We start from the raw sequence: 25,221 nt of genomic DNA on the forward strand, positions 1-25,221 counted from the left end.
CGACGAGAGCCGCGACGTGGCCCGCGCCCGTGTCGATGAAATGCCAGCAGATCGCGCCCTCGGTCCCCTCGTAGGCGAAGCAGATCCGGTCCCCGTCGGCCCGCCAGGCGCCGCGCTGGCAGGCGTCCGCGGCAAAGCGCCAGAGGGTGCGCCGTCCGGGGAAGAACTGCTCCGAGCCATAGGGCGCGCCGTCGAGGGAGAAATGCAGGGTGCGGCCCTCCGCCATCGCCTCGAAATCGCCGGGCGCGACCACCGTCTCCGCCGCCGCGGCCGCGGCCATGGTCCCGGCGAGGGCGAGGGTCAGCCAGAGGGCGGGCGCGTGGCGCATCGCCTGCTACTTAGGCCGCCTCCCCGCCCGGCGCCAGCGCCCAGCCTCGGGCGATTGCCGCCGCCCCACCGGCCGTGCTAACCCGCGCCGGTCAGGGGGAGCCTACGAGATGGACGTTTTCGCCGAGGTGAAGGCGCATGTGGCCGCCGCCGTCGGGAGGCTCGCGGCCGCCGGCGCGCTGCCGGCGGGGCTCGATCTTTCCGCCGTGTCGGTGGAGCCGCCGCGCGACGCCGCCCATGGCGACATGGCGACCAACGCCGCGATGGCGCTCGCCCGGCCGGCGCGCATGTCCCCCCGCGACATCGCGACGGCGCTCGCCGGCGAACTCGGCAAGGCCCCCGGCGTCGTCGGCGTCGACGTCGCCGGCCCGGGCTTCCTCAACCTCCGCCTCGCGCCGTCGTTCTGGTTCGGCGTCCTGCCGACGGTCCTGACGCAGGGCACGGGGTTCGGCCGCGCCGATCTCGGCGCCGGCCGCAGGGTCAACGTCGAGTTCGTCTCGGCGAACCCCACGGGGCCGATGCATGTCGGCCACGCCCGCGGCGCGGTGTTCGGCGATGCGCTGGCGAACCTCCTCGGCTTCGCCGGGTTCGACGTGACGCGGGAATATTACGTCAACGACGGCGGCGCGCAGGTCGACGTGCTGGCGCGCTCGGCCTTCGAGCGCTACCGCGAGGCCTGCGGCCTCGAGCCCGCCATCGTCGAGGGACTCTACCCGGGCGACTACCTGATCCCGGTCGGCGAAACCCTCAAGGCGAAGTATGGCGAGCGCCTGCTCGACAGGCCCGAGCAGGAGTGGCTCACCGAGGTGCGCGAGTTCGCGACGTCGGAGATGATGGCGATGATCCGCGAGGATCTCGCCGCGCTCGGCGTGACGATGGACCACTTCTATTCCGAACGCTCGCTCTACGGCACCGGCCGGATCGAGGCGGCGCTGGCGGCGCTGGAGGGCAGGGGGCTCGTCTACGAGGGCGTGCTCGAACCTCCCAAGGGCAAGACGCCCGACGACTGGGAGCCGCGCGAGCAGACGCTGTTCCGCGCCACCGCCTTCGGCGACGACGTCGACCGGCCGGTGAAGAAGTCCGACGGCAGCTGGACCTACTTCGCGCCGGACATCGCCTACCACTTCGACAAGGTCGAGCGCGGCTACGACGAGCTGATCGACGTTCTCGGCGCCGACCACGGCGGCTACGTCAAGCGGCTGAAGGCGATCGTCTCCGCCCTGTCCGACGACCGGGTGCCGCTCGACGTCAAGCTCATCCAGCTCGTCAAGCTGACCAAGGGCGGCGAGCCGGTGAAGATGTCCAAGCGCGCCGGCACCTTCGTGACGCTGCGCGACGTGGTGGACGAGGTCGGGCGCGACGTCGCGCGTTTCGTCATGCTCACCCGCAAGAACGACGCGGCGCTGGAGTTCGACTTCGACAAGGTTCTCGAACAGTCGAAGGACAACCCGGTCTTCTACGTGCAGTACGCCCACGCCCGCGCCTGGTCGGTGGCGCGCCGGGCCGAGGAGGCGGGATTCGCGCTCGACGATGCCGCCCTCGCGGCGGCGGACCTCGCGCCGCTCGGCGCGCCCGGCGAGCTTGCGCTCGCGAGGAAGCTCGCCGAGTGGCCGCGTCTCGTCGCCCTCGCCGCGCAGCACCACGAGCCGCACCGGGTCGCCTTCTATCTCTACGACCTCGCCGGGGCGTTCCACGCGTTGCAGCACCAGGGAAAGCTCGAGTCCGAGCTGCGCTTCGTGCAGGCGGACGCGCCGGAGACCACCCGCGCCCGGCTGGCGCTGGTGCGGGCGACGGCCGTGGTGATCGCCGCCGGCCTCGGCATCCTCGGCGTCACGCCGATGAACGAGATGCGCTGAAGCAGCGGCAAGTCGCCCGGCCGGGGCCATCGGCGGACCCGATCACGGCGGTTGTCATCCACGCTGGTCTTGCTATCCTTCGCTTCACCCCTGAGGGCGAGATGCGTCAAGCATCCGTTGGACATTTGGGGGTTGGAGCAGAGGCGCACACAAGCTATGGTGTGTGAAAACAGGCAAGGCCCACATGAGCGAGCTTTACGCCGACGAATATGATTCCCTTGCCGGCGATTCCGGCCGGTTGTCGTCCGCAGGCGCGCGCCGGATCGCGGGCGCGGTGCTCTTCCTGACGCTGGTCGGGGGACTCGGGCTCTGGGCCTACCGGCTCGGAACCCGCGACGCTGCGGAGGTGCCGATCGTCCGGGCGATGGAGGGGCCGGCGCGGCTCCAGCCGGAGGATCCGGGCGGGCTTCGCGCCGCGCACCAGGGGCTCGAGGTGAACGCAGTCCTGGCCGGCCGCCCGGCGCCGGCGCCGGCGGTCGACACGCCCGTCGCGCCAGCCCCGAACGCGCTCGCGGACGAGGACGCGCCGCAGGGCGAGCTCGTCGTCGCCGCGCCCTCGGTCGTGGCCGAGAGCGCCCTCGCCGAGGGCGAAGACCTGCGCATGCCGCTCCCCGACGACGGTCCCGGCGTTGCCGCCGAGGCCACGCCGGAGACCGCCGTGATGGCCGCCGTCGCCGAGACCGTGCTCGCGCCGGCCGAGGCGCCCGCAGAGGAACCCGCCGCGGCGCCCGAGCCCGCGAAGGGGCCCGGTCCGATGCGCCGGCCCTCGGGCATCGTGCGCATGACCGCAGCCGCGCCGGCGGCCGCGACCCCCGCGGCCGCATCGGCGACGGCTCCCGCGCCGGCGACGCGCGAGGTGGCGAGCGTCTCGTCTGGGGCGCGCCTCGTCCAGCTCGGCGCCTTCGACAGCGAGGGCATCGCCCGGCAGGCCTGGAACATCCTGTCCCGCCGCCACGCCGACCTGCTCGGCTCGAAGAGCCTCTATGTCGAGCGCACGACGGCGAATGCGCGGGTGTTCTACCGGCTGCGCGTTTCGGGCTTCGAGACCGCGGACCAGACCCGGCAGATGTGCGAGGCGCTGCGGGCGCGGGGCGTCGACTGCATCCCGGTGACGCTGCAGTAGCATGGCGCCCCGGGCGGTCATCCTCGGCTGCCTCGGCCCGGCGCTCGGGCCCGACGAGCGTCGCTTCCTCGCCGAGGCCGACCCCTGGGGCTTCATCCTCTTCGCCCGCAACGTCGCGGACCCCGACCAGGTGCGCCGGCTGACCGCCGACCTGCGCGCCGCCGTCGGCCGCGACGCGCCCGTGCTGATCGACCAGGAGGGCGGCCGCGTCGCCCGCCTGCGCGCGCCCCGCTGGCGCGAATGGGTTCCGGCGCTCGACGAATGCGCCCGCCAGCCGGACGCCGCCCGCGCGGCGGAGGCGATGCGGCTGCGCTACCGGCTGATCGCGAGCGAACTCGCCGCCGTCGGGATCGACGTCGACGCGGCGCCGGTCCTCGACCTCGTGCATCCCGAGACCCACGCCATCATCCGCAACCGCGCCTATGGCGCCGACCCGGCGGAGGTCGCGGCCATCGGCCGCGCCGTCGCCGACGGCCTGCTCGCGGAGGGCGTCCTGCCGGTGATGAAGCACATCCCCGGCCACGGGCGCGCCACCGTCGACAGCCACCTCGGCCTGCCGCGGGTCGGCGCCGACCGCGCGGCGCTCGACGCCGACTTCGCCGCCTTCCGCGCGCTGGCCGACCTGCCGATGGCGATGTCGGCCCATGTGGTTTTCGAGGCGATCGACCCCGACGCGCCGGCGACGCTCTCGCCCGCCGTCGTCCGCGTGATCCGCGAGGAGATCGGCTTCGACGGGCTGCTGATGACCGACGACCTGTCGATGCGCGCGCTCGACGGGCCGTTTCGGTCGCGCGCCGAGCGGGCGATCTCCGCCGGCGCCGACATGCTCCTGCACTGCAACGGCGACCTCGCCGAGGCGGCGGAGGTCGTCGCCGCAGCGCCGCGCCTCGCCGGCCGGGCCGCGGCGCGGGCCGAGGCTGCGCTCGCGCTGCGCGGGCGCGGGACGCCGGCCGACCCGGCGGCGCTCGAAGCCGCCTTCGCCGCCATGACGGGAGCGTCCGCCGGTGCCTGACGACTTCTTCGACCCCCCCGACGAACGCGGCGCCGCCGAGGCGCTGGTGGTCGACGTTGGCGGCTTCGAGGGTCCGCTCGACCTGCTGCTGACGCTGTCGCGCACGCAGAAGGTCGATCTCCGCCAGATCTCGATCCTGCGCCTGGCCGAGCAGTATCTCGCCTTCGTCGAGACGGCGCGGCGGCTGCGCATCGAGCTGGCCGCCGACTACCTCGTCATGGCGGCCTGGCTCGCCTACCTGAAGTCGCGCCTGCTGCTGCCCCCCGACCCGGCCGAGGAGGGCCCCTCCGGCGAGGATCTCGCGGCGCATCTCGCGTTCCAGCTCGAACGGCTGGAAGCGATGCGCAGCGCCGCCTCCCGCCTGATGGCGCGCGACCTGCTCGGCCGCGACATCTTCGCCCGCGGCGCGCCCGAGGCGGTGACGAAGGACCTGCGCATCGTCCACGAGGCGAGCCTCGTCGACCTCCTGCGCGCCTATGCCCGGATCAAGACCCGGGACGCCTTCCAGCCCCTGCACCTGGAGCGGGGGCCGGTCTACACGATGGAGCTGGCGCTGGAGCGTCTGCGCGGCCTGATCCCTGCGGCGATCGACTGGACCGAGCTTTCGGCGTTCCTGCCCGGCGACTGGGCGGTCGATCCGAAGAAGCGCCGCTCGGCCACGGCGGCGAGCTTCGCCGCAGCACTGGAGCTGGTGCGCTCGGGGCGGCTCCACATTCGCCAGGACGAGCCCTTCAGCCCGATCTTTCTGCGCGCCAGGGGAGGCGAGGAATGAACGAGACCACGTCGCGCTTCGCGATCGACTTCGCGATCCCGCCGATGCCCGAGCAGGAGCGTATGGTCGAGGCGGTGCTTTTCGCGGCCGCAGCGCCGCTCAGCTCGCGCGAGATCGCCGAGCGCCTGCCCGGAGGCTGCGACGTGCCGGAGGCGCTGGCCGGCCTTCGCCGCCGCTACGAGGGCAGGGGGGTCGAGCTGCGCCGCCTCGGCGAGGCATGGGCGTTCCGCACCGCGGGCGACCTCGGCTTCCTGATGGCGCGCGAGGCGGTGGAGACCCGCAAGCTCTCCCGCGCCGCCATCGAGACGCTGGCCATCATCGCCTATCACCAGCCGGTGACGCGCGCCGAGATCGAGGAGATCCGCGGCGTCTCCGTCTCCGGCGGCACGATCGACCTCTTGATGGAGCTCGGCTGGGTCAAGTTCGGCCGCCGCCGCGACACGCCGGGCCGTCCGATGACCTTCGTGGTCACGCCGGGCTTCCTCGACCATTTCGGCCTCGAATCGGCCGGCGATCTGCCCGGCGTCGCCGAGCTGCGCGCCGCGGGCCTGCTCGACAACCGCCCGGCGCCGGGCCGTCCGCAACCCGAGCTGCCGCTCGACGAGGACGAGGCGTGACGCCGCCGTCGCGCGGCGCTGGAACGAAAAAGGAACAATCTGCTCGACGCCGGCGCGAATCGGCGGCATTGTGGCGGCAGGACGGGACGGGAACGCAATGACGGGCGGCGGCTACTACGAGTTCTTCGCGGGCGGCGGCATGGCGCGGGCGGGTCTCGGCGCGGGCTGGCGCTGCCTCTTCGCCAACGACTTCGACCCGAAGAAGGCGATCGCCTACCGGGCGAACTGGGGGGCCGAGCATCTGTGCGTCGCCGACGTCGCCAGTCTCGCCGCCGCCGATCTGCCCGGCATGGCCGATCTGGTCTGGGCGTCCTTTCCCTGTCAGGATCTGTCGCTCGCGGGGGGCGGCGCCGGCCTGCGGGGCGCCCGCTCCGGGACGTTCTGGCCGTTCTGGGCTCTGGTGAAGGGCCTTGCCGCCCAGGGCCGGGCGCCGCGGCTGGTGGTGCTCGAGAACGTCGTCGGCGCGCTGACCTCGCATGGCGGACGCGACTTCGCCGCCATCGGCCGCGCGCTCGCCGAGACGGGCTATCGCTTCGGCGCCGTCGTGGTCAACGCCGCCGACTTCGTGCCGCAGTCGCGTGCGCGGCTGTTCTTCGTGGCGGTTCGCGGCGACGTGGACATCCCCGCCGGCCTCGTCGGCGCCCGGCCGAGCGCGCGGTGGCATCCGCCCGCGCTGGTCGAGGCGCGCGCCCGGCTCCGGGGCTGGGTCTGGTGGCGGCTGCCCGAGCCCGCGCGGCGCGTCGCCACGCTCGCCGACCTGATCGAGGCGGAGCCGTCCGGCGTGGTCTGGCGCGCCGCCGCCGAGACGGCGGGGCTGCTCGCCTCGATGACGCCCGTCAACCGCGCCAAGGTCGAGGCGGCGCGCGCCGCGGGCGGTCGCCGGGTCGGGACGGTCTACAAGCGCACGCGCGCGGGCGTCGTGCGCGCCGAGGTCCGCTTCGACGACGTCGCGGGCTGCCTGCGCACGCCCGCCGGAGGGTCGAGCCGGCAGACCATCCTCGTCGTCGAGGACGGGCAGGTCCGGTCCCGGCTCCTCTCCCCGCGCGAGGCGGCGCGGCTCATGGGGCTCCCCGACAGCTATCGCCTGCCGACGAACTACAACGAGGCCTACCACCTCGCCGGCGACGGCGTCGCCGTCCCGGTGGTGCGCCACCTCGCGGCGCATCTGCTGGAGCCGCTGCTCGCCGCCCCGGACGGGGCGCGCGCGGCGGCGTGACGGGGGCCGTCCGGGACGCGCTCGCGCGCTTCCGGCAGGCGGACCGCGGCTTCACCGGCAAGGGGGCGCTGAGCGTCGCGCTCGTCGTGACCCGCCACGCCAGGGACCGCGGGCTTCCGCTCGATCCGGACCGGCTGCTGACGGGGCAGGGCGGGCAGGTGCTGGGGCTCGGCTACGCGGCGGTGCAGTCGATCCTCGCCGAGCACGGCGAGACGCGGGTGCTGGCGCGGGAAGCGGGCCGCACCAGCCGCGGCAGCATCGCCAGGATGCGGACCTACGTGGCCTGCCTCAACGCGCTCGCCGCAGAAGGGCCGGTCGATCTTGCCGAGGCGGAGGCGTTCTGGATCGACGCGGTGCGGGCGTTCCTCGCCGCCAAGCCGTTTCGGCTGCGGCTCGACCCGGCGCGGGGCCTGCGCGCCTGTTTCGCCGACCTGCTGGCCCAGGCGGCCCAGCGCCAGCGCGAGACGCCCGGGATGCAGTATGCGGGCGCGACGCTCCAGCATCTCGTCGGGGCGATGCTCGAAGCCGACGCGGGCGAGGGGCGGGTGGCGCACCACGGCTTCTCGATGGCCGACGCCGGCGCCGGACGGGCGGGGGACTTCCTCGTCGGCGACGTCGCGATCCACGTCACCACGGCGCCCGGCGAGGCGGTGATCGCGCGCTGCCGGGCCAATGTCGAGGCGGGGCTGCGGGCGGTCCTCGTCACGCTCGACGCACGCCTCCCCGCCGCGGAGGTGCTGGCCGAGACGGCCGGGATCCTCGGGCGCATGGATGTCCTCGGCGCGGAGCAGTTCCTTGCCGCCGGCCTGCATCGCCGCGGCGGCTTCACCGCGGCGGGGCGGACGGCGGCGATGCGGGAGTTCGTGGCCCGCTACAACGTCATCGTGACCGGCTGCGAGACCGATCCGGGTCTCGCCATAGACTTCGACGGCTGATACCGGCGAGTCTACCAGTCCACTCGGCGCAACACGGGCTAACACGCGTGATAGCTGGGTAACTATCTGAATACACACGATAAAAGTGTTAAAGGACCAAAAAGGTCCGCGAGTCGTTTCATGAGCCCGCCGGTATGACACGGCCTCCGCCTGAATGCCTCGCGCGTGCATTAACGATTCAATTCTGACTCTTTTGCCTGGCATATGCGTCGTGCATACGTCGTGCATGGAGTGTGCATCGAAGGATCCGCCGTAAACCCTTGACGCCGAAGTCTTCAGACGAAACCGTATGAGCCCCCGGGGGGCGGCTACTTGCCGTCAATGACGCGGAACTTGCGCAGGCCCGGCTTGGGCTTGCCGGCCGGGGCGTTGGGGTTGCCGTCGATCGAGCGCAGGCGCGGGCCGGCGGGGGCGCCGTCGAACGGGGTGCGCTCCTCGGCGAAACCGGGCATCGCCTCGCGCGGCTCGGCATGGGCGCTCGGTTCGATCGGCGTGATTGTCACGTCCTCGATCCGGAAGGCGAGCGGGGCGGCGAACGCCTCGCTCTGGCCGGAGGCGCAGCCGAGAACGCGGTTGATGTCGCCGAAGTCGCTGCGCAGCGGCATGAGCAGCATGGTGGCCCGGAAGCGTCCGCCCGCGGCCGAGAGCTTGAGCTCGATCACCGCAGGTTCGGCCATCACCACGTTCATCAGCCGCTCGAAACGGATGCGGTCGTCGTCGTCGACGAGGTAGCCGGGCTGCATGCCCCGCACCTCCATCCCCATCATCTCGCAGATCTTCATGCCAGCGAGGCGGATGCGCATGTTTTCGGGCGAGATGCGCTCGACGATGAACATGTTCTCCAGCGCGGATTCGAACTGGCGCGGGTCGATCTCGGCGCGATAGGGCGCGATGCGCCCGGCCCGGAGCCGCTCCCAGTACGATTTCAGGGAGGAGAGCATGAGATCGTTCATGAGGAATCTTGACCAGCTAGCGACCGCGGCTTACCTCGGCGCGCACGTGCGGACGGCCCGTGGTAAACGAAGTCTTCATACGCTACACCGGCGTCGCCGCAAAGTCGCGCGTCCTGCGCGTCCGTCATTAATTTACCGCAAACCGGGTGTGATGGCGAGAGGCGACTCGCCTTCCGCGGGAGGAAACCGACGATGCCGCTGAGTTCGATGACCGGCTTCGCCGATCTTGCGGGAGGGGTCGACGAGATCGCCTGGACCTGGGAGGCGCGCAGCGTCAACGGCAGGGGGCTCGACCTGCGCCTGCGGCTCCCGGAAGGGCTCGAGGCGCTCGACGCGCCGCTCAGGGCGGCGCTCGCGGCGGTGCTGGCGCGCGGCTCCGTCTCCGTCGGGCTGCGGATGGGGCAGGCCGCGCGCGCGGGGGCGCTGCCGCGCCTGAGCGCCGAGGCGCTGGAAGCGGCGATCGCGGCGGCGCTCGCCGCGGGCAAGGCGGCCGCCGCGCGCGGGCTCGACCTCGCGCCGATGACCGCGGCGGACCTGCTCGGGCTGCGCGGCGTCATCGAACTCGATTCCCGGGCGCCGAGCGAGAACCCGGCGGCGATCGCGGCGCTGCTCGCCGACGTCGAGCGGCTCGCGGCTGCGCTGCGCGCCGCGCGGGACGCCGAGGGCGCGGCGATCGCCGGGATCCTGTCCGGCCAGCTCGACCGGACCGAGGCCCTGGTCGCCGACGCCCGCGCCGCGGCGGAGGCGCGCGTGCCGCGTCAGGCGGAGGCGCTCAGGGCGCGGGTCGAGGCGGCGCTCGCCGCCGGGCCGGTCGTGGACGAGGGTCGGCTCGCGCAGGAACTGGCGCTCCTGACAGTCAAGCTCGACGTCTCGGAGGAGCTCGACCGGCTCGAGGCCCATGTCGCCGCCGCCCGCGCGCTCGTCGCCGCGGACGGACCGGTGGGGCGCAAGCTCGATTTCCTCACCCAGGAATTCAACCGGGAGGCCAATACCCTCTGCTCCAAGGCGCAATCGTCCGAGTTGACGGCGATCGGGCTCGAACTCAAGGTCGTCGTCGACCAGATCCGCGAGCAGGTGCAGAATGTCGAGTGAGTGGCCGCGGCGCGGGCTGCTGATCATCTTTTCCTCGCCATCGGGGGCTGGAAAGTCGACGCTGTCGCGGCGGCTTCTCGAATCCGACCCCGACGTGCGCTTCTCGATCTCGGCGACGACGCGGCCGCCGCGACCGGGCGAGGTCGAGGGGCGGGACTACTATTTCCGGTCACGGCGCGAGTTCGAGGCGATGGCCGAGGGCGACGAGATGCTGGAATGGGCCGAGGTGTTCGGCAATCTCTACGGCACGCCGCGCGCCCCGGTGGAGGCTGCGATCGCGCAGGGACAGGACGTGCTTTTCGACGTCGACTGGCAGGGCGGGCAGCAGATCCGCAACTCGTCGCTCCGCGACGCGGTGGTGTCGATCTTCATCCTGCCGCCGTCGATCGCCGAACTGGAGGCGCGGCTGCACGGCCGGGCGCAGGACCATCCCGAGGTCGTGGCCAGGCGCATGGAGAAATCGCGCGACGAGATCAGCCACTGGGCCGAGTACGAATACGTGCTGGTCAACGAAAACCTGCGGCAATGCGAGAGCGACCTGCGCGCCATCATCCGCGCCGAGCGCCTGCGGCGCGACCGCCAGCTCGGGCTGATGAGTTTCGTCACCCGCCTTAACCGCGAATTCGAGGAGCGACAGGGATGAGCCTCTATGAACTCGACGGCGCCACGCCGGAACTGCCGGCGGACGGCGAGGTCTGGATCGCACCCGGGGCGCGGGTGATCGGACGGGTGCGCCTCGCCTCCGGGTCTTCGGTCTGGTTCAACGCCGTCCTGCGCGGCGACAGCGAGCCGATCGCGGTGGGCGAGGGGACGAACATCCAGGACGGCTCGGTGCTACACACCGACCGCGGCTATCCCTGCCTGATCGGGGCGCACTGCACGATCGGTCACACGGCGATCGTGCATGGCTGCGTCATCGGGGAGGCGAGCCTGATCGGCATGGGAGCGACGGTGCTGACCGGGGCGCGGATCGGGTCCTCGACGCTGGTGGGCGCGGGGGCGCTGGTGACCGAGGGCAAGGAGATCCCGGACGGCGTGCTGGTTGTGGGCCGTCCGGCCAAGGTGATCCGCGATCTCACGGAGCAGGAGATCGAGGGCCTGCGCGCCTCGGCCGCCGGCTATCGGGCCAACGCGGCGCGCTTCCGCGCCGGGCTCAGGCCGGCGCCGTCATCGTGAGGCTCGCGCCGGTATCGGCGAAGGCGATCTCGATGGAGCGGCCGGCGTCGTCGAGCGCCTGACGGAGCAGGGCGAACTGGATGCCGTCGGGGCGAAGCGTCTCGGGCTGGGCGCCGCCGGCGACGAGATCCCACAGCTCTGCCGGCGGCGCGGTGCGGCGCGCCTCGACGGCAAGCGCCACATTGTCGCCCTCTGCGCTTACGCGGCCCGCGCCGCCCATCGGCAGGCTCTTCTCGAGGCAAAGCAGGGCGAGGAAGGCGAGCTTGACCGTGGCGCGGGGCAGGTCGACCGGTCCCGACCAGGCGACGGTGAAGCGGCCTGAGAACATCGCGTCGCAGACGGAGCGGATCTCGTCCATCGAGAGGCGGCCGTGGACGTCGAGCGGGCCGAAGGCGAGGCGGTAGAAGCGCAGCTTGGCGAGCGCCGATCCGAGCGATCCGGCGACGAGATCGAGCTCCGCCGAGCTGGCGGGCTGCGAAAGCTGCATCAGCTCCAGCCCGTTGCCGATCGCGCCCATCGGGCTTATCAGGTCGTGGCAGAGCCGGGCGGAGACCAGCGCGCTGAGATCGCCGCTCATGGCCGGGGCTCCGGGGAGGCGGCGGGCGTGAACGAGTTCCTCGAACCCGGAAATCTGGTCCGCCACCCCGACCGCGAGGACTGGGGGCTCGGGCAGGTGCAGTCGGTGATCGGCAAGCGCATCACCGTGAACTTCGAGCATGCCGGCAAGGTGGTCATCGACGGTTCCCGCATCACGCTCCTGATGGAGCCGGACCGGCCAACGGCCGGGCGTTGAGAGGACGCCAGCCTACCTTAAGATCGCGTAAAGGGCGAGTCTCCGGGTAGCGCCGAGGTTGGCGGTTGTGCGACCGGCATTTGCCTGCGCGGCCCGCCTTCGCTAAACCGGCCCCATGCGGATGGACCGGGCGCCCTATCGTGTGAAGCTGGCCGAGACGGAGGACGAGCGGCTGGCCGCGCAGCGGCTGCGCTACCGTGTGTTCGTCGAGGAGATGGGCGCCGCGGCGAGCCCCGAGCAGCGCGCCGCGCGGCGGGAGTGGGACGCCTTCGATCCCTTCTTCGACCATCTGATCCTGATCTCGGACGCGCCGGTCGCGGATCCACTCGATCGGGTCGTCGGGGTCTACCGGCTGATGACGCGGGCGGCGGCGCGGGCGGGGCGGGGCTTCTACGGCGCGACCGAGTACGACCTCGGGCCGATCGAGGCGAGCCCGCGCGAAAGCGTGGAGCTCGGCCGCACCTGCGTCGCGCCGGAGCATCGCGGCGGGCCGGCGATGCACCTGATGTGGAACGCGCTCGCGGAATACGTCCTCGCCCGGGACATCGAGATCCTGTTCGGCGCGGCGAGCTTCGCGGGGACCGACCCCGAGCCCTACGCCGAGGCGCTGAGCTTTCTCCACCACCGCCATCTCGCGCCGCCGGAACTGCGGGTGCGGGCGCGGCCGGCGCGGCGGATCGAGATGGACCGCCTTGCGCCGGAGGCGATCGACGCGGAGCGCGCGGTGCGGGGCATCCCGCCGCTGATCAAGGCCTATCTGCGGCTCGGCGGCGTGGTCGGCGACGGGGCATGGCGCGACGACGCCTTCAACACCATCGACGTCTGCCTCGTGATGGACACCGCACGGATGAAGGCGCAGCGCCGCGCCTTCTACGAGCGCAACCGGAGCTTCGGTTGACCTGGGCCGAGGCGGAACCGCCGGCGCTGCCGCCGCCCGGGCTCGTCGATCGGCTGCGGCTTGCATGGCGCACGCCGTTGGCGGTGGCCTGGCTCGGGCTGTGCTTCGCGGCGTTCCTCGCCTGCCGCGGTGCGGATCTTCTCGCGCGGCGGGTTGCGGGGCGTCGCCTGCCGGCGCTGGCGCCGTGGCTGGTGGTGATCTGGGCGCGGGGCGCGCTCGCCCTTCTGGGGCTGCGGCAGGAGGTGCGCGGGACGGCGATGGCGCATCCCGGCGCGCTGGTGGCGAACCATTCGAGCTGGCTCGACATCGTGGCGCTACAGGCGGCGACTCGGGTGTTCTTCGTGTCCAAGGCCGAGGTCGCCGGCTGGCCGGTGATCGGGGCGATCGGCCGCGCGATCGGGACGATGTTCATCGAGCGCCGGGCGACGGAGGCCGGACGCCAGACGGCGGCCCTGCACGCGCGCATCGCCCGCGGCGACCGGCTGGTCATCTTTCCGGAAGGCACGTCGAGCGACGGCGGGCGGGTCCTGCCGTTCAAGACGGCGCTCTTCGCGGTGTTCTTCGCGCCCGACCTGCACGGGACGCTCTGGGTGCAGCCGGTCACGCTGCGCTACCGCCCGCGCCCGGACCTGCCGCCGACGCTCTACGGCTGGTGGGGCGGGATGGACTTCGGCGGGCACCTGACGAAGCTGCTGATGCGCTCGAGCGGCGGCAAGGTCGAGATCGACTTCCACCCGCCGCTCCGCGCCGCCGACTTCGCCGACCGCAAGCCGCTCGCCGCCGCCGCGGAAGCGCGGGTGCGCGACGGGCTGGCGTGAGTTCGCCTCGGACATGGCGGCGCGGACGCTGGATGCGGAGGACGCGATGACCCCGACCGCCATACTGGAAACCGCGCTCTACGCCGCCGACCTCGACGCGGCCGAGGCGTTCTACGGCGGAACGCTTGGCCTCGTCCGGACGATGCGCGCCGGGAACAGGCATGTGTTCTTCCGGCTCGAGGGCGCCATGCTGCTCGTCTTCAACCCGCGCGAGACCGAGCGCCCGCCGGGCCCCGGCGGCCTGCCGGTGCCGCCCCACGGGGCCGTGGGTCCGGGGCATGTCGCCTTCGCCGCGACGGGCGAGGAGCTCGACCGCTGGCGCGCGCGGCTCGAGGAGGCCGGCGTCGTCATCGAGGCCGATTTCCGCTGGCCCGCCCCCGATGGCGCGCCCGGCCCGCGCTCGATCTATGTCCGCGACCCGGCCGGCAACTCGGTCGAATTCGCCGAGCCGCGCCTCTGGGGCTTTGCGGATTGAGCCCGCAGGCGACGGCCGCGCCGGCGCGCTTTCCGCGGCCGGGCCCCGGACGAGTGGATTTCGCCGCGCCCGACGGAACGGGGCTACCAAAGCCCGCCGCGACCGGCCAGAAGATGCGTGCCGCGCCAAGCCGCCACGGAGCCCGTCGATGTCCCGCCTCGTCTATGTGCTGAACGGTCCGAACCTCAACCTGCTGGGCAAGCGCCAGCCGCACATCTACGGCCACGAGACGCTCGCCGACGTGGAACGCGACTGCACGGCGCTCGCGACCGAGCTCGGCCTCGCCTTGCGCTTCCTGCAATCGAACTGGGAGGGGCAGATCGTCGACTGGATCCACGAGGCGCGCGAGGCGGCGGCGGGGATCGTCATCAACCCGGGCGCGCTCACCCATACTTCCGTGGCGATCCTCGATGCGCTCAACGCGTTCGACGGGACGGTGATCGAGGTGCATGTCTCGAACGTCCACAAGCGCGAGAGCTTCCGCCACCACTCCTACGTCTCGCTGCGCGCCGATGCGGTGATCGCCGGCTGTGGCGTCCAGGGCTACGGCTTCGGACTGCGCCGCATCGCGGCCGTCGCTCCGCCGGCGGCCTGAGGCCGCGTCAGGCGACGCGCAGCATCGGCGCCCGGCGCCAGGCCGGCAGGTGCGGCGCGAGCGCGCGCCGGCGGACCTCGATCTCGAGCGTGCGTACGTCGATCGCGCCATAGACCGCGGTGAGCCGGCGCCAGGCGTCGACCGGCGTCGCCGCATCCGGCGTCAGCGCGAATTCGAGCCCGGCCTCGCGGCCGTCCGGCAGGGTCGCGCGATACGTCACGCGCGCCAGCTCGCCCCTTTCAACGTCCGTCATCGAGCTTCTCCATGCTGGTTGTGGCCAACGGGAACCCCTGTAGCAGCGGGAGTGTGACGGCTCCGTTACACGAGCGCCCGCCGCCTGCATCGCGGCGCATCAGTTCACGAGCGCCGCGGTGCCGTCGATGGAGGCGGGATAGGGGAGCTTGTCGACGCGAACGGCGGCGGGGTTTTCCTGCGCGAAGATCGTCCCGAGATCGAGCGTCAGATAGGTCGTGCGGTGCGCGTAGTCGGCGATGTGCAGGCGGTTGTTGGTCAGATCCTTGATCGCGACCCACTGGGTGTAGTCCGAGATCACCCGGTCGCCCGCCTTGCTCTGAGCGACGCCGAGGGGGATGTCGACCGTGTTGAGGATATGCGCCACCGCCTGCACGGCGGCGTCGGCGTCCTCCGGCGTCTCGACGGCGTGGCGCAGGAAGGCGGCGCGCAGGAACCGCGACGGCGGCGTGTAGTCTCCGGGCAGCCCGACGAGCCCGCCGCCCTGGCCGATCGCCGTCACGTCCACGTCGCCGATCCGGCGGCTCTCCACCCCGACCGTCGAAAGGCTGAGGTAGTTGCGCGCATTGAGCAGGTGCCAGTCATAGGTCGGCGCGTTGGTGAGCACCCCCGCGACGTTGTCGTGCATCCGCAATTCGCCGCCAACGTACTCGACGATGACGCTGTCGCCGCCGCGATCGGTGAAGACCATGTGGATCGTCGGCGGCGTCGGGCCGCTCGGCAGCGACGAATCGGCCCACACCTTCGTCCCCGGCAGCGCGGCGCGGATCTCGGCGACGCTGCCGTGCATCCCGAGCGCCCAGGAGCCGAAGGTCAGGATGGAGACATAGGATGCGTCGGCCTTCGTCACCGTCTGGTACTCGGTGAAGCCGGGCAGGAAGTTGCCGCTCATGCCGAGCCCGGCGTCGTTCTGGCCCTCGAGGACGGCGCCGCCGGGGATGATCTCGGCGCTGACGCCGACGAAGGCGTGGGTGGTCGCGACCTCGTGCGCGGGCAGGCCGAGATCGGGCGGCGCGGTCAGCGAGAGCGTCGTCCCCTTCGGGAAGCTCCGGAGCGTCCAGTCCATGTCGTAGGCCCATTCCATCGTCCGGCCGGCGACTACGCTCCTGTCGGCCGCGGTGATGTCGACCGCCGTACAGGCGAGCGCCGGTTGGGCCGCGCCGAGGATCGCGAGGCCGGTGGCGAGGGCGCGCAGCATGGGGCACTCCGTTGTTGGGTCCGCCAGGATCAGGCGCCGGCGGAGGTTAACGATTGGTTGCCGCCGCCCGCGAGCCCGAGCGCTTTGCGATCATAGGCGAAACGACAGGCGCTTGTGCGGCCGGGTTCTAGTCAGGGCGCCGCTACGGGCAGCACGTCGACCGCCTGTTCGGTGGTCTGGGCTCCGGAGATGCGCAGGACGCCCACCACCGGCGCCACGTCGCCGTAGTCGCGTCCGTGGGCGATCTCGACGTGATCGGCGCCGACGGCGACGGCGTTGGTCGGATCATATTCGACCCAGCCGGTCTCCCAGCCGCACCAGGCGCGCACCCATGCATGGGTCGCGTCCGCGCCTTCGAGGCGCGGCTGGCCCTCCGGCGGGATGGTGCGGAGGAAGCCCGACACGTAGCCCGCGGGCACGCCCACCCCGCGCAGCGCGCCGATCATGATATGCGCGAAGTCCTGGCAGACGCCGCGACGGCGGGAGAATGCCTCGGCGGGCGGCGTGTCGACCGTGGTCGCGTCCGGGTCGTAGGCCATTTCCGCATGAAGCGCGTCGCCGATCGCCTTCACCGCCGCGAAGGCGGTCATGCCGGGGGCGATCAGGCTCTCCGCGAAGGCGGTCGCGTCCGGGAGACGGCCGACCCGCGGGCTCGGCCCGACGAAGTGATGCGGCGCGTCGGGTCCGAGCCCCCGCCACTCGGCAATCTCGTGCGCCAGCCGCGACAGGTCCGGGGACATGTCGAGCTCCAGCGGGCGGGCGATCCGCTCCACCCGCGAGCCAACCCGGAAGGCGATCTCGTCATGCGCCTCGCGAAAGACGATCTCCACCGCCTCGTTGCCGAAGAAGTCGATGAAGGATTGCCGCTCCGCCGGTTCCGGGACCACGTCGAGCCAGGCGTTCACCCGCCGCTGCGCCCCCGGCAGGTCGGCCGGGAGCATGCGCAGCAGATGCCGCCCGGCGATCGCCGGGCTGTCGTAGGAATAGGTGATGGTCAGGCCGATGTCGTAGAGCATGGGTCAGCGCATGTAGGCGTCGGAGAGGAGATCGGAAATCGCCCCGATCTCGCCCGCGACCTCGCCCAGACGGAAGCCGTCGAGTTCCTCCGGGGTCAGGACCGCGAGCCCCGACTGGGTCCGGAGCACCGCCCGCGACAGCGCCGACAGCTGGCCGTTCACTTCCGCGCCGGGAAGCGTCGCCACATGCTGCTTCACCTCCGTGAGCTGGTAGAGCACCGACCGCGGATTCATCGCGTCGAGCACGAGGAGGTCGACGACGGTCTCGCGATTCGTCGACACCGCATAGCGCCGGCGGTGCGTCATCACGCTGTCGCCGACCTCGACCGCGAGGTCGAGCGCCCCGTCGGGCGCGCCCGGGTCGGCAAGGGCGCGCAGGTTCGCAACCGTATGGAGCGCGCGCTCCAGCGAGCGGCCGACGGTGAGGAAGCGCCAGCCGGTGAACCGGTACATGTTTTCGTGAACGAGACCGGAGAAGCCGGTGATCTTCCTCAGAAGCACGCCCATGGCGCGCGCGGCGTCGTCCCCGGGCGCCACGGTCTCCTCCATCCGCGCGGCGGTGCGGGCGAGGTCGTTCAGCGCCATCCAGCCGTCGATCGAGAAGCGGTCGCGCACGTTCCCGGCGCTGGAGATCGCCGAGCGCAGGATGTCCTGGAGCCCGGCAGGGACGTTCTGGGCGGCGTCGACGCCCATGGCCTCGAGTTCGTCCGCGACCGCCAGCGCCAGCGGCGCCTCGGGGTCGCTGGCCTCGGCGACGCGAACGTGCAGCGCGCGCAGGAGCCGCATCGCGCCCTCGGCGCGCTCGACATAGCGGCCGAGCCAGTAGAGGTTGTCGGCCGCCCGGCTGGGCAGGGCGGCGGGAGTTGCGCGCGCGAAGGGGACGGCGCCGCGCCTGGGCAGCATCGACACCGGCTCGACCGGCTTCTCGCTGACGATCCAGACATCGGCCGCGGAGCCGCCGCGCTGCATGGCGATCGCCGAAGGGTCGGGGGTTCGCCCGATCCGTGCGAAGCCGCCCGGCATCACCTGCCAGCCCCCCTCGGTCCGTGCGAGGAACACCCGCAGGCTCATCGGCCGCGGCGCCAGCACGCCGTCGACCCGGGCGGGCGTGGTCGAGAGCGTCACCACCTCCTGCCCGACCAGCCGCGGCCCCTCCGCCTCGAGCCAAGCCTCGACGTTCATCCGCGCCGCGCCACGAAACTGGCCGCCGTGGACGGTGGTCTCGATCGTCTCGAAGGGCAGATGCGTCGCGAAGGCCGAGCCGATCATCATCCGGTCGATCGCGGCGCGCACATGCGCGCGCTCCGCCGCACCGCCGCACCACCAGGTCGCGATGTTGGGAAGCCGCAGCGGCTCGCCGAGGATCACCGGCGCGATCCGCGGCAGGAAGGCGAGGAGCGCGCGGGTCTCGAGCACGCCCGAGCCGAGGGCGTTCACCAGCGTGACCGTGCCGCGCCGCACCGCGCCGACGAGGCCGGGCGTGCCGATCCGGCTCTCGGCGGCGAGCTCCAGCGGATCGGCGAAGTTCGCGTCCAGGCGGCGCCACAACACGTTGACCGGCCTCAGGCCCGCGACCGTGCGCACCATCACCCGGCCCGCGTCGATCGTCAGATCGTCGCCTTCGAGAAGCGTGAACCCGAGATAGCGGGCGATGTAGGCGTGCTCGAAATGGGTGTCGTTGAGCGGCCCCGGCGTCAGGATCGCCGTCCGCGCGCCGGGGTCCGCCGACAGCGTCTGCAATGCGTCGCGGAAGCTGCGGAAGAACCCGGCGAGCCGCTCGATCCGCGCCTCGCCGAAAAGGTCGGAATGGACCCGCGTCGTCGCCACGCGGTTCTCGAGCGCGAAGCCGGCGCCGGAGGGGGCCTGGGTGCGGTCGCCGAGCACCCACCAGGCGCCGTCGGGGCCTCGGCCGATCTCGAAGGCGACGAAATGCAGGAAGTGCCCGCCGCGCGGGGCGATGCCCACGAGCGGCCGAAGCCATTCACGGCTGCCGGCGACCAGTTCGGCCGGCAGGTGGCCCTCCGCGACGAGCCGGTTCTGCCCGTAGAGATCCGCCGCCACCGCTTCGAGCAGGTCGGCGCGCTGAATGAGCCCGTCGGCGATCCGGGTCCATTCGGCTTCCTCGATGATCACCGGCACATGCGCCAGCGGCCAGGGCCGCTCCGTCGATCCGGCGGCCCCGTACTGGCGGAAGAACACCCCCGCGTCGCGCAGGTACTGGTCGCCCCGCGCGCAGCGCCGGTCGATCTCGTCGGGCGAGAGCCGGGCGAGATACTCGACGAACTGCCGCCAGACCGGCCGCACCCGGCCATGCGGGTCGAGCATCTCGTCCGCCGCGCCGTCCGGCGGAAAATAGTCCGCGAGGAGCCGGCTCACCGGATCCACGGCGGGCGTTGCGGTGCTTTCCTGGCCCAACCGGCTGCGGCCTTCTTGAACTTCCCTTGCCGCGAAGCCTATTCCGAAGCCTTGGCGAAGGACAAGGACGGCATGGAGGGGAAATGCGACCAGCGCCCGAGCCCGCCGATCCCGGTCGCTCGCGCCTCATGCGCGCCGTCCGTCAGAGCGACACGCGCCCCGAGATGATCTTGCGACGGGCGCTCTTTGCACGGGGCGCGAGATTTCGTCTTCACCGGCGCGACCTGCCCGGAACGCCTGACCTTGTCCTGCCCGGTCGTCGGCTCGCGATCTTCGTGCATGGCTGTTTCTGGCATGGCCACGACTGCCGCGCCGGGAAGCCTCCCGCGACGCGGCAGGACTACTGGCTGCCGAAACTCGCGGAGAACCGCCGGCGCGACGTGCGCAAGGCCGAGGAACTCGCGGCGCTCGGCTGGCGGATGGAGGTCGTGTGGGAATGCGAGCTGAAACGTGCGGGCGGTCCGGGAGCCGCATGCGAGCGCCTGATCGGACACCGGGCTCATTCTTCCGGCTCCGCCGCGCCCCAGACGATGCCTTCCTCGTAGCGGGCCCGCGCGACGATCGCCTCGGCGACCTCCTGCATGGAGAGCGTCTCCGCCAGCAGCGGGCGTCCCCTCCGGGGAGGAGGCTTCGACACGTCGAGGAAGCGAACGGCTCCGCGCCGAAAGCCGCCGGCCGCCGCGCCGTCGGCGTAAAGGCCGACGAAACCGACGGCGGCCTCGATCGGCAGGAGCAGAACCCCCGCCATGAAGGCATGGGGGAGGTGCTCGTGGACGAGCCGCATCTCGTCTCCGAGTTCGTACAGGCGACCCGTAAGGTTCTTGTCGAAGTTCCCGCTTCCCTCGTCACGGAAGTTCAGGCCCTTGAGCGACACTCCGATCTCGAGGCCGAGGATTTGCGGCCGCCGCTGCCGAGCGGCGTGAGCGGCTCCGTCCCCTCCGCGAGAGACCGCGGCTTGATTCTCTTTCCGGGGAGATTCGCCCTGCTGAAGCACTCGGCAAACGACACAGCGCATCTGTTGGCGAAGCGGACGCTCCAGTTTCTCTTGTCGTTATGGGACGATTGGGGATCCGGTCGCCATCCGGCATGGTCCAACGCCGATGTCATACCCGGATCAGGTTCCAGATCCCTCCAGCGATGCGAAGGATCTCCGGTCACTCGGCGGCGATCCCGGCCCGTTCCATGACCTCGAGATGGCGCCTGACCCGTTCGCGGAAACCGGCCCGAAACCGCAGGTTGCCGGCATCGGTCCTGCGCAGGAAACCGCGGGTGGCGCGTGCGGACAGCGGCTCTCCACTATGGCGCAGGAAGTTGTGAAGCGGCTCGCGAGGCACGAAGGCGGGATAGCCCCCGACCTCGACCCGCACCCGACCGGAGCGGCTTCCTCGGGCGGCGCGGGGCCAGGACTTCCAGGCGCCCGCGCGGTCGCGATCGGTGTGGTAGGCGGTATGGCAGGCGATCCGGGCGCCCACCCACTCCGCCACCGGCACGGTCACCGCGTTGCCGACGAGCGCCCATCGACGCGACGTACGCCCGTTCGCGTTGGCGGCGATCGTCCAGTCCTCGGGGAATCCCTGCAGCCGTTCGGCGTCGCGTATGTCCGGCTTGATCACATCGCCGGACGGGAGAAGGACGGCGGGCGGCGAGGGTATTCCGATTGTCGAGCCGTTCTTCAGCGTCGGCACGGCGTCCGGCGCCCAGCCGAGGCCACGGACCCCCTCCGTCCAGTAGAAGCCGTGGGCGTGGGTATCGAGATCGGTCTCCGGCAAGGGCGGCGTGACGTCATCGGCAAAGAGGACCGCCGCCGGGTCGATGTCGCACCTGGATGCGATGAAATAGACGCGCTCGCGCCGTTGCGGCAGGAAGGAGAGCGAGTTGATCACCCGGTAGGCCCAGCGATAGCCCCGCGACTCGAAGGCGTCGACGAGGGTCGCGATCGCGCGCCCCCGATCGAGCTGGAGCATGAAGGAGACGTTTTCGAGCAGGACGAGCGGCGTGTTCTGATCGTCGATCAGGCGAAAGACCTCGGAAACGAGCCCCGACCGTTCGCCGCCGATTCCCTGGGTCAAGCCCGCCTGGCTCAGATCCTGGCATGGAAAACCCGCGGCGACGATCTCTGTGTCCCCGGGCAGCGCGTCAAGTTCTGCTATGTCGTCGTGTTTGCAGATGTCGGGGAAGCGGGCGTCGAGCACGATACGGGCCGCCGGGGCGATCTCGCAGAGCAGGGTCGTCTCGTGCCCGGCGCGCGACAAGCCCAGCTCGAGGCCGCCGATCCCCGCAAAGAGTCCAACGACGCGCATCGGTTCCTCTCGTTCGAACATTAGGTGAACACACTATGCGGCCAGTTCAGCCTGTCCACCATATCTTGAATCCATGATTAACCGTCAGCGGCTCGGCGAGCAAGCGCGCAACCCTTGCCTCGCGCCTGCATTAACGATTCAATCCCGACTCCTTTGCCTGGCATATGCGTTGTGCATACGTCGTGCATGGAGCGTGCATCGAAGGATCTGCCGTAAACCTTTGACGCCGAAGGCTTCAGACGGATACCGTATCACAGCCCCGGTGGGCGGCGCAGGTCCAGCGTCATCGGAAACTCCCGGTGCGGGTTCTCCGCCGGCGGGGCGTAGCGGCCAGGGGTGTGTCCGTGCGGCTCGAAGCGGGCGAGGCGGCGCGCCTCGGCCTCGTTGCCGTTGACCGGGAAGGTCTCGTAGTTGCGCCCGCCGGGATGGGCGACGTGGTAGGTGCAGCCGGCGATCGCCCGGCCCGTCCAGATGTCGAAGATGTCGAAGACCAGCGGCGCATGGACCGGGATCACCGGGTGCAGGGCCGCCGCCGGCTGCCAGGCCTTGAACCGCACCCCGGCCACCGCGACGCCGCCGGTCCCGACCGGCTGGAGCGGCATCCGCCTCCCGTTCACCGCCACGAGATAGCGGTCCGGGTCGCTGGTCGTCAGCTTCGCCTGCAACCGCTCGACCGAGCTGTCGGTATACCGCACCGTGCCGCCGATCGCGCCGGTCTCGCCGAGCACGTGCCACGGCTCCAGCGCCTGGCGCACCTCGAGATGCACCCCGTCCGTCTCCACCTCGCCGCAGAACGGGAAGCGGAATTCGGCCTGCGCCTCGAACCAGTCCGAGCGCATGTCGAACCCGTGCTCGCGGAGGTCGCGCAGCACGTCGAGGAAGTCCTCCCAGACGAAATGCGGCAGCATGAAGCGGTCGTGCAGCACCGTGCCCCAGCGGATCAGGCTCCCCGTCGCCGGGTTCTGCCACAGTCGCGCGACCAGCGCCCGGATCAGGAGCTGCTGGGCGAGGCTCATGCGCGCGTCGGGGGGCATCTCGAAGCCGCGGAACTCGACGAGCCCGAGCCGTCCGGTCGGCCCGTCGGGGGAGTAGAGCTTGTCGATGCAGATCTCGGCCCGATGGGTGTTGCCGGTGACGTCGACCAGCAGGTTACGCAGCAGCCGGTCCACCAGCCACGGAACCGGCGCCTCGCCCGCGCCGGGGGGCGGCATCTGGGCGAGCGCGATCTCGAGTTCATAGAGCGCGTCGTGGCGCGCCTCGTCGATCCGCGGCGCCTGGCTCGTCGGCCCGATGAAGAGGCCGGAGAACAGGTAGCTGATCGAGGGATGCCGCTGCCAGTGCAGGATGAGGGAACGCAGCAGGTCGGGCCGGCGCAGGAACGGGCTGTCGAGCGTGGTCGCGCCCCCCACAACAACATGGTTGCCGCCGCCGGTGCCGGTGTGCTTGCCGTCGATCATGAACTTGTCCGCCCCGAGCCGGCACTGCCGCGCCTCCTCGTAGACGCCGGTGGTGATCGCCACGCAGTCCTCCCAGGAGGTCGCGGGGTGGATGTTCACCTCGATCACGCCGGGGTCGGGGGCCACCCGGATCACGTTCAGCCGCGGGTCGTGCGGCGGCGCATAGCCCTCGATGTGGATCGGCAGGCCCATCTTCGCGGCGGCGGCCTCGGCGGCGGCGACGAGGTCGAGATAGTCCTCGACGCTCTCCACCGGCGGCATGAACACGCAGAGCCGCCCGTCGCGCGGCTCGACCGAGAGCGCGGTCCGGACCGCGCCGCTCGCGTCGCCGAGTTCCTGCTCGACCAGCTCCTGCTGCTGCGTCGTGTCGGCGGTGAAATGCGCCATCGGCTGGGCGCGCCCGCCATGGATCGGCTGCGGCGGCTCGGCCGGCGGCTGCGTCGGCGCGCGGTTGCGGAAGTCGGGCAGGGGGCCACGCGGCACGGTCGGATCGACGACGTTGGTGTAGGGATAGGCCGACGGCGGGACATGAGGTAGCTTGCCGAGCGGCAGCCGGAACCCGACCGGGCTGTCGCCGGGGACGAGGTAGAGATGCCCGCGCCGCAGGTTCCACTTCTCCGAGCGCCAGCGCCGCCCCGTCGCCTTCGACTGCCACGCCTGGATCGGCAGGATAAAACCCGAAGGCGTGGTCAGGCCGCGGTCAAACACCCTGGCGATGCGAAGCCGCTCCTCCGCGTCCTTCAGCTTCGAGTTCTGCGGCGTCACGTTCGCCGGCAGGTCCGCCTCCTTGAGGATCCACTGCGCCGGATCCTCGTAGGCCGCGGTCACCATCTCCGGCTCGACGCCGAGTTCCTCGGCGATGCCCTGCATCAGCGCCTCCGCCTCGGCCGGTCCGGCCCCGGTGTCGGCGCCCTCCTCGGCGATCAGGCCCGCCTCGCGCCAGATCGGCGTCCCGTCGCGCCGCCAGTAGAGCGAGAAGGTCCAGCGCGGCAGGGTCTCGCCCGGATACCACTTGCCCTGGCCGTAGTGCAGGAACCCCCCGGGCGCGAAGCGGTCGCGCAGCCGGCGGATCAGCGTGTCGGCGAGCGCGCGCTTCTGCGGCCCGACCGCCTCGGTGTTCCACTCCTCGCTCTCGAAGTCGTCGATCGAGACGAAGGTCGGCTCCCCGCCCATGGTCAGCCGTACGTCGCCCGCTGCGAGCGCCCCGTCGACCTTGCGCCCCAGCTCGTTCAGCGCATCCCAAGCCTCGTCCGAAAACGGCCTGGTGATGCGGGGATGCTCCGCCACCCGCGCCACCTTCATGTCGAAGGCGAAGTCGACCTCGGCAAAGCTCGCCATGCCGCTGATCGGCGCGGCGTTGCGGTAGTGCGGCGTCGCGGCGAGCGGGATGTGGCTCTCGCCGGTCAGGAGGCCGCTCGTCGGGTCGAGCCCGATCCAGCCGGCGCCGGGCAGATAGACCTCGGCCCAGGCGTGGAGGTCGGTGAAGTCGTGGTCGGTCCCCGGCGGCCCGTCGAGCGCGACGAGGTCGGGCTTCAGCTGGATCAGGTAGCCCGACACGAAGCGCGCCGCGAGCCCGAGGTTGCGCAGGATCTGCACGAGGAGCCAGGACGAGTCGCGGCACGACGCGGAGGCGCGCTCGAACGTCTCCTCCGGCGTCTGCACCCCGGGCTCCATGCGGATGACGTAGCCGACCTCGCGGGAGAGCCGCCGGTTCAGGTCGACGACGAAGTCGACCGTCTTCGCCGCCTCGTGCGGGAGCGTGGCGAGGAAGGCCCCGAGCCGCGGCCCGACCGGTTCCAGTCGGCGATAGATCACGAGATCGTCGGTGAGTTCCTCGGGATACGCGAACGGCCAGGCCTCGGCCGATTCCTCCACGAAGAAATCGAAGGGGTTGTAGACCGCCATGTCGGCGACGAGATCGACCT

The 25,221-nt window shown here is 71.7% G+C and carries 26 protein-coding genes; 16 read left to right on the forward strand and 10 right to left on the reverse strand.

Annotation, left to right across the window (positions count from 1 at the left end):
- Nucleotides 1-328: hypothetical protein (locus tag KBA23_RS08410; RefSeq protein WP_290739315.1), on the reverse strand; the 328-nt coding region annotated here is incomplete at its 3' end.
- A gap of 109 nt (nt 329-437) precedes the next feature.
- On the opposite strand from KBA23_RS08410, the gene argS reads away from it, so the two are divergent.
- From argS to KBA23_RS08445, 7 genes are all read left to right on the forward strand, one after another.
- On the forward strand, nt 438-2,183 hold the full coding sequence (argS, locus tag KBA23_RS08415) for an arginine--tRNA ligase (RefSeq protein ID WP_290739318.1): 1,746 nt from the start codon (nt 438-440) through the stop codon (nt 2,181-2,183).
- Between the two features lie 184 nt (nt 2,184-2,367).
- The gene (locus KBA23_RS08420) at nt 2,368-3,306 is read left to right on the forward strand and encodes an SPOR domain-containing protein (protein ID WP_290739321.1); all 939 of its coding nucleotides are present in this window, start codon (nt 2,368-2,370) and stop codon (nt 3,304-3,306) included.
- Nucleotide 3,307: 1 nt separating this feature from the next.
- Nucleotides 3,308-4,318 carry a beta-N-acetylhexosaminidase gene (nagZ, locus tag KBA23_RS08425; protein ID WP_290739324.1) on the forward strand — a complete coding sequence of 337 codons (1,011 nt, stop codon included), beginning with the start codon at nt 3,308-3,310 and terminating at the stop codon, nt 4,316-4,318.
- Nucleotides 4,311-5,090 (forward strand): ScpA family protein, encoded by a 780-nt coding sequence (locus KBA23_RS08430; protein ID WP_290739327.1) that lies wholly within the window; start codon nt 4,311-4,313, stop codon nt 5,088-5,090. Before nagZ ends, KBA23_RS08430 begins: the two co-directional genes overlap by 8 nt.
- Complete coding sequence (gene scpB, locus KBA23_RS08435) at nt 5,087-5,707, forward strand: SMC-Scp complex subunit ScpB (protein WP_290739330.1); 621 nt, start codon at nt 5,087-5,089, stop codon at nt 5,705-5,707. Before KBA23_RS08430 ends, scpB begins: the two co-directional genes overlap by 4 nt.
- 97 nt (nt 5,708-5,804) lie before the next feature.
- Nucleotides 5,805-6,923: a DNA cytosine methyltransferase gene (locus KBA23_RS08440; RefSeq protein WP_290739334.1), complete on the forward strand. Its 1,119-nt coding sequence runs from the start codon at nt 5,805-5,807 to the stop codon at nt 6,921-6,923.
- Nucleotides 6,920-7,858: a DUF4928 family protein gene (locus tag KBA23_RS08445; RefSeq protein WP_290739337.1), complete on the forward strand. Its 939-nt coding sequence runs from the start codon at nt 6,920-6,922 to the stop codon at nt 7,856-7,858. The genes KBA23_RS08440 and KBA23_RS08445 overlap by 4 nt, the downstream gene beginning before the upstream one ends.
- Nucleotides 7,859-8,166: 308 nt before the next feature.
- On the opposite strand, the gene KBA23_RS08450 is transcribed toward KBA23_RS08445, so the two are convergent.
- The gene (locus KBA23_RS08450; RefSeq protein ID WP_290739340.1) at nt 8,167-8,811 is read right to left on the reverse strand and encodes a PAS domain-containing protein; all 645 of its coding nucleotides are present in this window, start codon (nt 8,809-8,811) and stop codon (nt 8,167-8,169) included.
- A gap of 192 nt (nt 8,812-9,003) precedes the next feature.
- Between KBA23_RS08450 and KBA23_RS08455 the strand changes: the two genes are divergently transcribed.
- Genes KBA23_RS08455 through KBA23_RS08465 form a run of 3 tightly spaced genes read left to right on the forward strand, consistent with a single transcriptional unit; the run spans nt 9,004 to nt 11,079 of the window.
- Entirely contained in the window at nt 9,004-9,903 is a 900-nt protein-coding gene (locus KBA23_RS08455; RefSeq protein ID WP_290739343.1) for a YicC/YloC family endoribonuclease, read from the forward strand.
- Entirely contained in the window at nt 9,893-10,546 is a 654-nt protein-coding gene (gene gmk / locus KBA23_RS08460; RefSeq protein WP_290739345.1) for a guanylate kinase, read from the forward strand. Before KBA23_RS08455 ends, gmk begins: the two co-directional genes overlap by 11 nt.
- Nucleotides 10,543-11,079 carry a gamma carbonic anhydrase family protein gene (locus KBA23_RS08465; protein WP_290739347.1) on the forward strand — a complete coding sequence of 179 codons (537 nt, stop codon included), beginning with the start codon at nt 10,543-10,545 and terminating at the stop codon, nt 11,077-11,079. Before gmk ends, KBA23_RS08465 begins: the two co-directional genes overlap by 4 nt.
- On the opposite strand, the gene KBA23_RS08470 is transcribed toward KBA23_RS08465, so the two are convergent.
- The gene (locus KBA23_RS08470) at nt 11,057-11,656 is read right to left on the reverse strand and encodes a histidine phosphotransferase family protein (protein ID WP_290739349.1); all 600 of its coding nucleotides are present in this window, start codon (nt 11,654-11,656) and stop codon (nt 11,057-11,059) included. The genes KBA23_RS08465 and KBA23_RS08470 overlap by 23 nt on opposite strands.
- Nucleotides 11,657-11,683: 27 nt before the next feature.
- On the opposite strand from KBA23_RS08470, the gene KBA23_RS08475 reads away from it, so the two are divergent.
- From KBA23_RS08475 to aroQ, 5 genes are all read left to right on the forward strand, one after another.
- Nucleotides 11,684-11,872, forward strand: a complete 189-nt coding sequence (locus KBA23_RS08475) for a DUF3553 domain-containing protein (protein WP_290739351.1) — start codon at nt 11,684-11,686, stop codon at nt 11,870-11,872.
- A gap of 115 nt (nt 11,873-11,987) precedes the next feature.
- Nucleotides 11,988-12,770, forward strand: coding sequence for a GNAT family N-acyltransferase (locus KBA23_RS08480; RefSeq protein WP_290739353.1), 783 nt, complete (start codon nt 11,988-11,990; stop codon nt 12,768-12,770).
- Nucleotides 12,767-13,588, forward strand: a complete 822-nt coding sequence (locus KBA23_RS08485; RefSeq protein ID WP_290739356.1) for a 1-acyl-sn-glycerol-3-phosphate acyltransferase — start codon at nt 12,767-12,769, stop codon at nt 13,586-13,588. Before KBA23_RS08480 ends, KBA23_RS08485 begins: the two co-directional genes overlap by 4 nt.
- Before the next feature lie 46 nt (nt 13,589-13,634).
- Nucleotides 13,635-14,063: a VOC family protein gene (locus tag KBA23_RS08490; RefSeq protein ID WP_290739358.1), complete on the forward strand. Its 429-nt coding sequence runs from the start codon at nt 13,635-13,637 to the stop codon at nt 14,061-14,063.
- Between the two features lie 148 nt (nt 14,064-14,211).
- Entirely contained in the window at nt 14,212-14,658 is a 447-nt protein-coding gene (gene aroQ / locus KBA23_RS08495; RefSeq protein ID WP_290739361.1) for a type II 3-dehydroquinate dehydratase, read from the forward strand.
- Nucleotides 14,659-14,665: 7 nt separating this feature from the next.
- On the opposite strand, the gene KBA23_RS08500 is transcribed toward aroQ, so the two are convergent.
- The 4 genes from KBA23_RS08500 to KBA23_RS08515 all read right to left on the reverse strand — a co-directional run bounded on the left by KBA23_RS08500 (nt 14,666) and on the right by KBA23_RS08515 (nt 19,449).
- Nucleotides 14,666-14,911, reverse strand: coding sequence for a hypothetical protein (locus KBA23_RS08500; protein ID WP_290739363.1), 246 nt, complete (start codon nt 14,909-14,911; stop codon nt 14,666-14,668).
- Nucleotides 14,912-15,010: 99 nt separating this feature from the next.
- Nucleotides 15,011-16,108: a choloylglycine hydrolase family protein gene (locus KBA23_RS08505; protein ID WP_290739366.1), complete on the reverse strand. Its 1,098-nt coding sequence runs from the start codon at nt 16,106-16,108 to the stop codon at nt 15,011-15,013.
- Nucleotides 16,109-16,239: 131 nt separating this feature from the next.
- The gene (locus tag KBA23_RS08510; RefSeq protein WP_290739368.1) at nt 16,240-17,124 is read right to left on the reverse strand and encodes a transglutaminase family protein; all 885 of its coding nucleotides are present in this window, start codon (nt 17,122-17,124) and stop codon (nt 16,240-16,242) included.
- A 3-nt stretch (nt 17,125-17,127) separates the two neighbouring features.
- On the reverse strand, nt 17,128-19,449 hold the full coding sequence (locus tag KBA23_RS08515; protein ID WP_290739380.1) for a circularly permuted type 2 ATP-grasp protein: 2,322 nt from the start codon (nt 19,447-19,449) through the stop codon (nt 17,128-17,130).
- 254 nt (nt 19,450-19,703) lie between these two features.
- On the opposite strand from KBA23_RS08515, the gene vsr reads away from it, so the two are divergent.
- Nucleotides 19,704-20,084: a very short patch repair endonuclease gene (vsr, locus tag KBA23_RS08520; RefSeq protein WP_290739383.1), complete on the forward strand. Its 381-nt coding sequence runs from the start codon at nt 19,704-19,706 to the stop codon at nt 20,082-20,084.
- Here vsr and KBA23_RS08525 read toward each other — a convergent pair.
- The 3 genes from KBA23_RS08525 to KBA23_RS08535 form a co-directional block, all read right to left on the reverse strand.
- Nucleotides 20,039-20,413 carry a hypothetical protein gene (locus KBA23_RS08525; protein ID WP_290739371.1) on the reverse strand — a complete coding sequence of 125 codons (375 nt, stop codon included), beginning with the start codon at nt 20,411-20,413 and terminating at the stop codon, nt 20,039-20,041. The genes vsr and KBA23_RS08525 overlap by 46 nt on opposite strands.
- 280 nt (nt 20,414-20,693) lie before the next feature.
- Nucleotides 20,694-21,839, reverse strand: coding sequence for a DNA cytosine methyltransferase (gene dcm, locus KBA23_RS08530; protein WP_290739374.1), 1,146 nt, complete (start codon nt 21,837-21,839; stop codon nt 20,694-20,696).
- Between the two features lie 251 nt (nt 21,840-22,090).
- A partial coding sequence (locus tag KBA23_RS08535; protein WP_290739377.1) for a DUF2126 domain-containing protein occupies nt 22,091-25,221 on the reverse strand: 3,131 nt, incomplete at its 5' end.

Source organism: Amaricoccus sp. (assembly GCF_017995835.1).
Lineage (GTDB): Bacteria > Pseudomonadota > Alphaproteobacteria > Rhodobacterales > Rhodobacteraceae > Amaricoccus.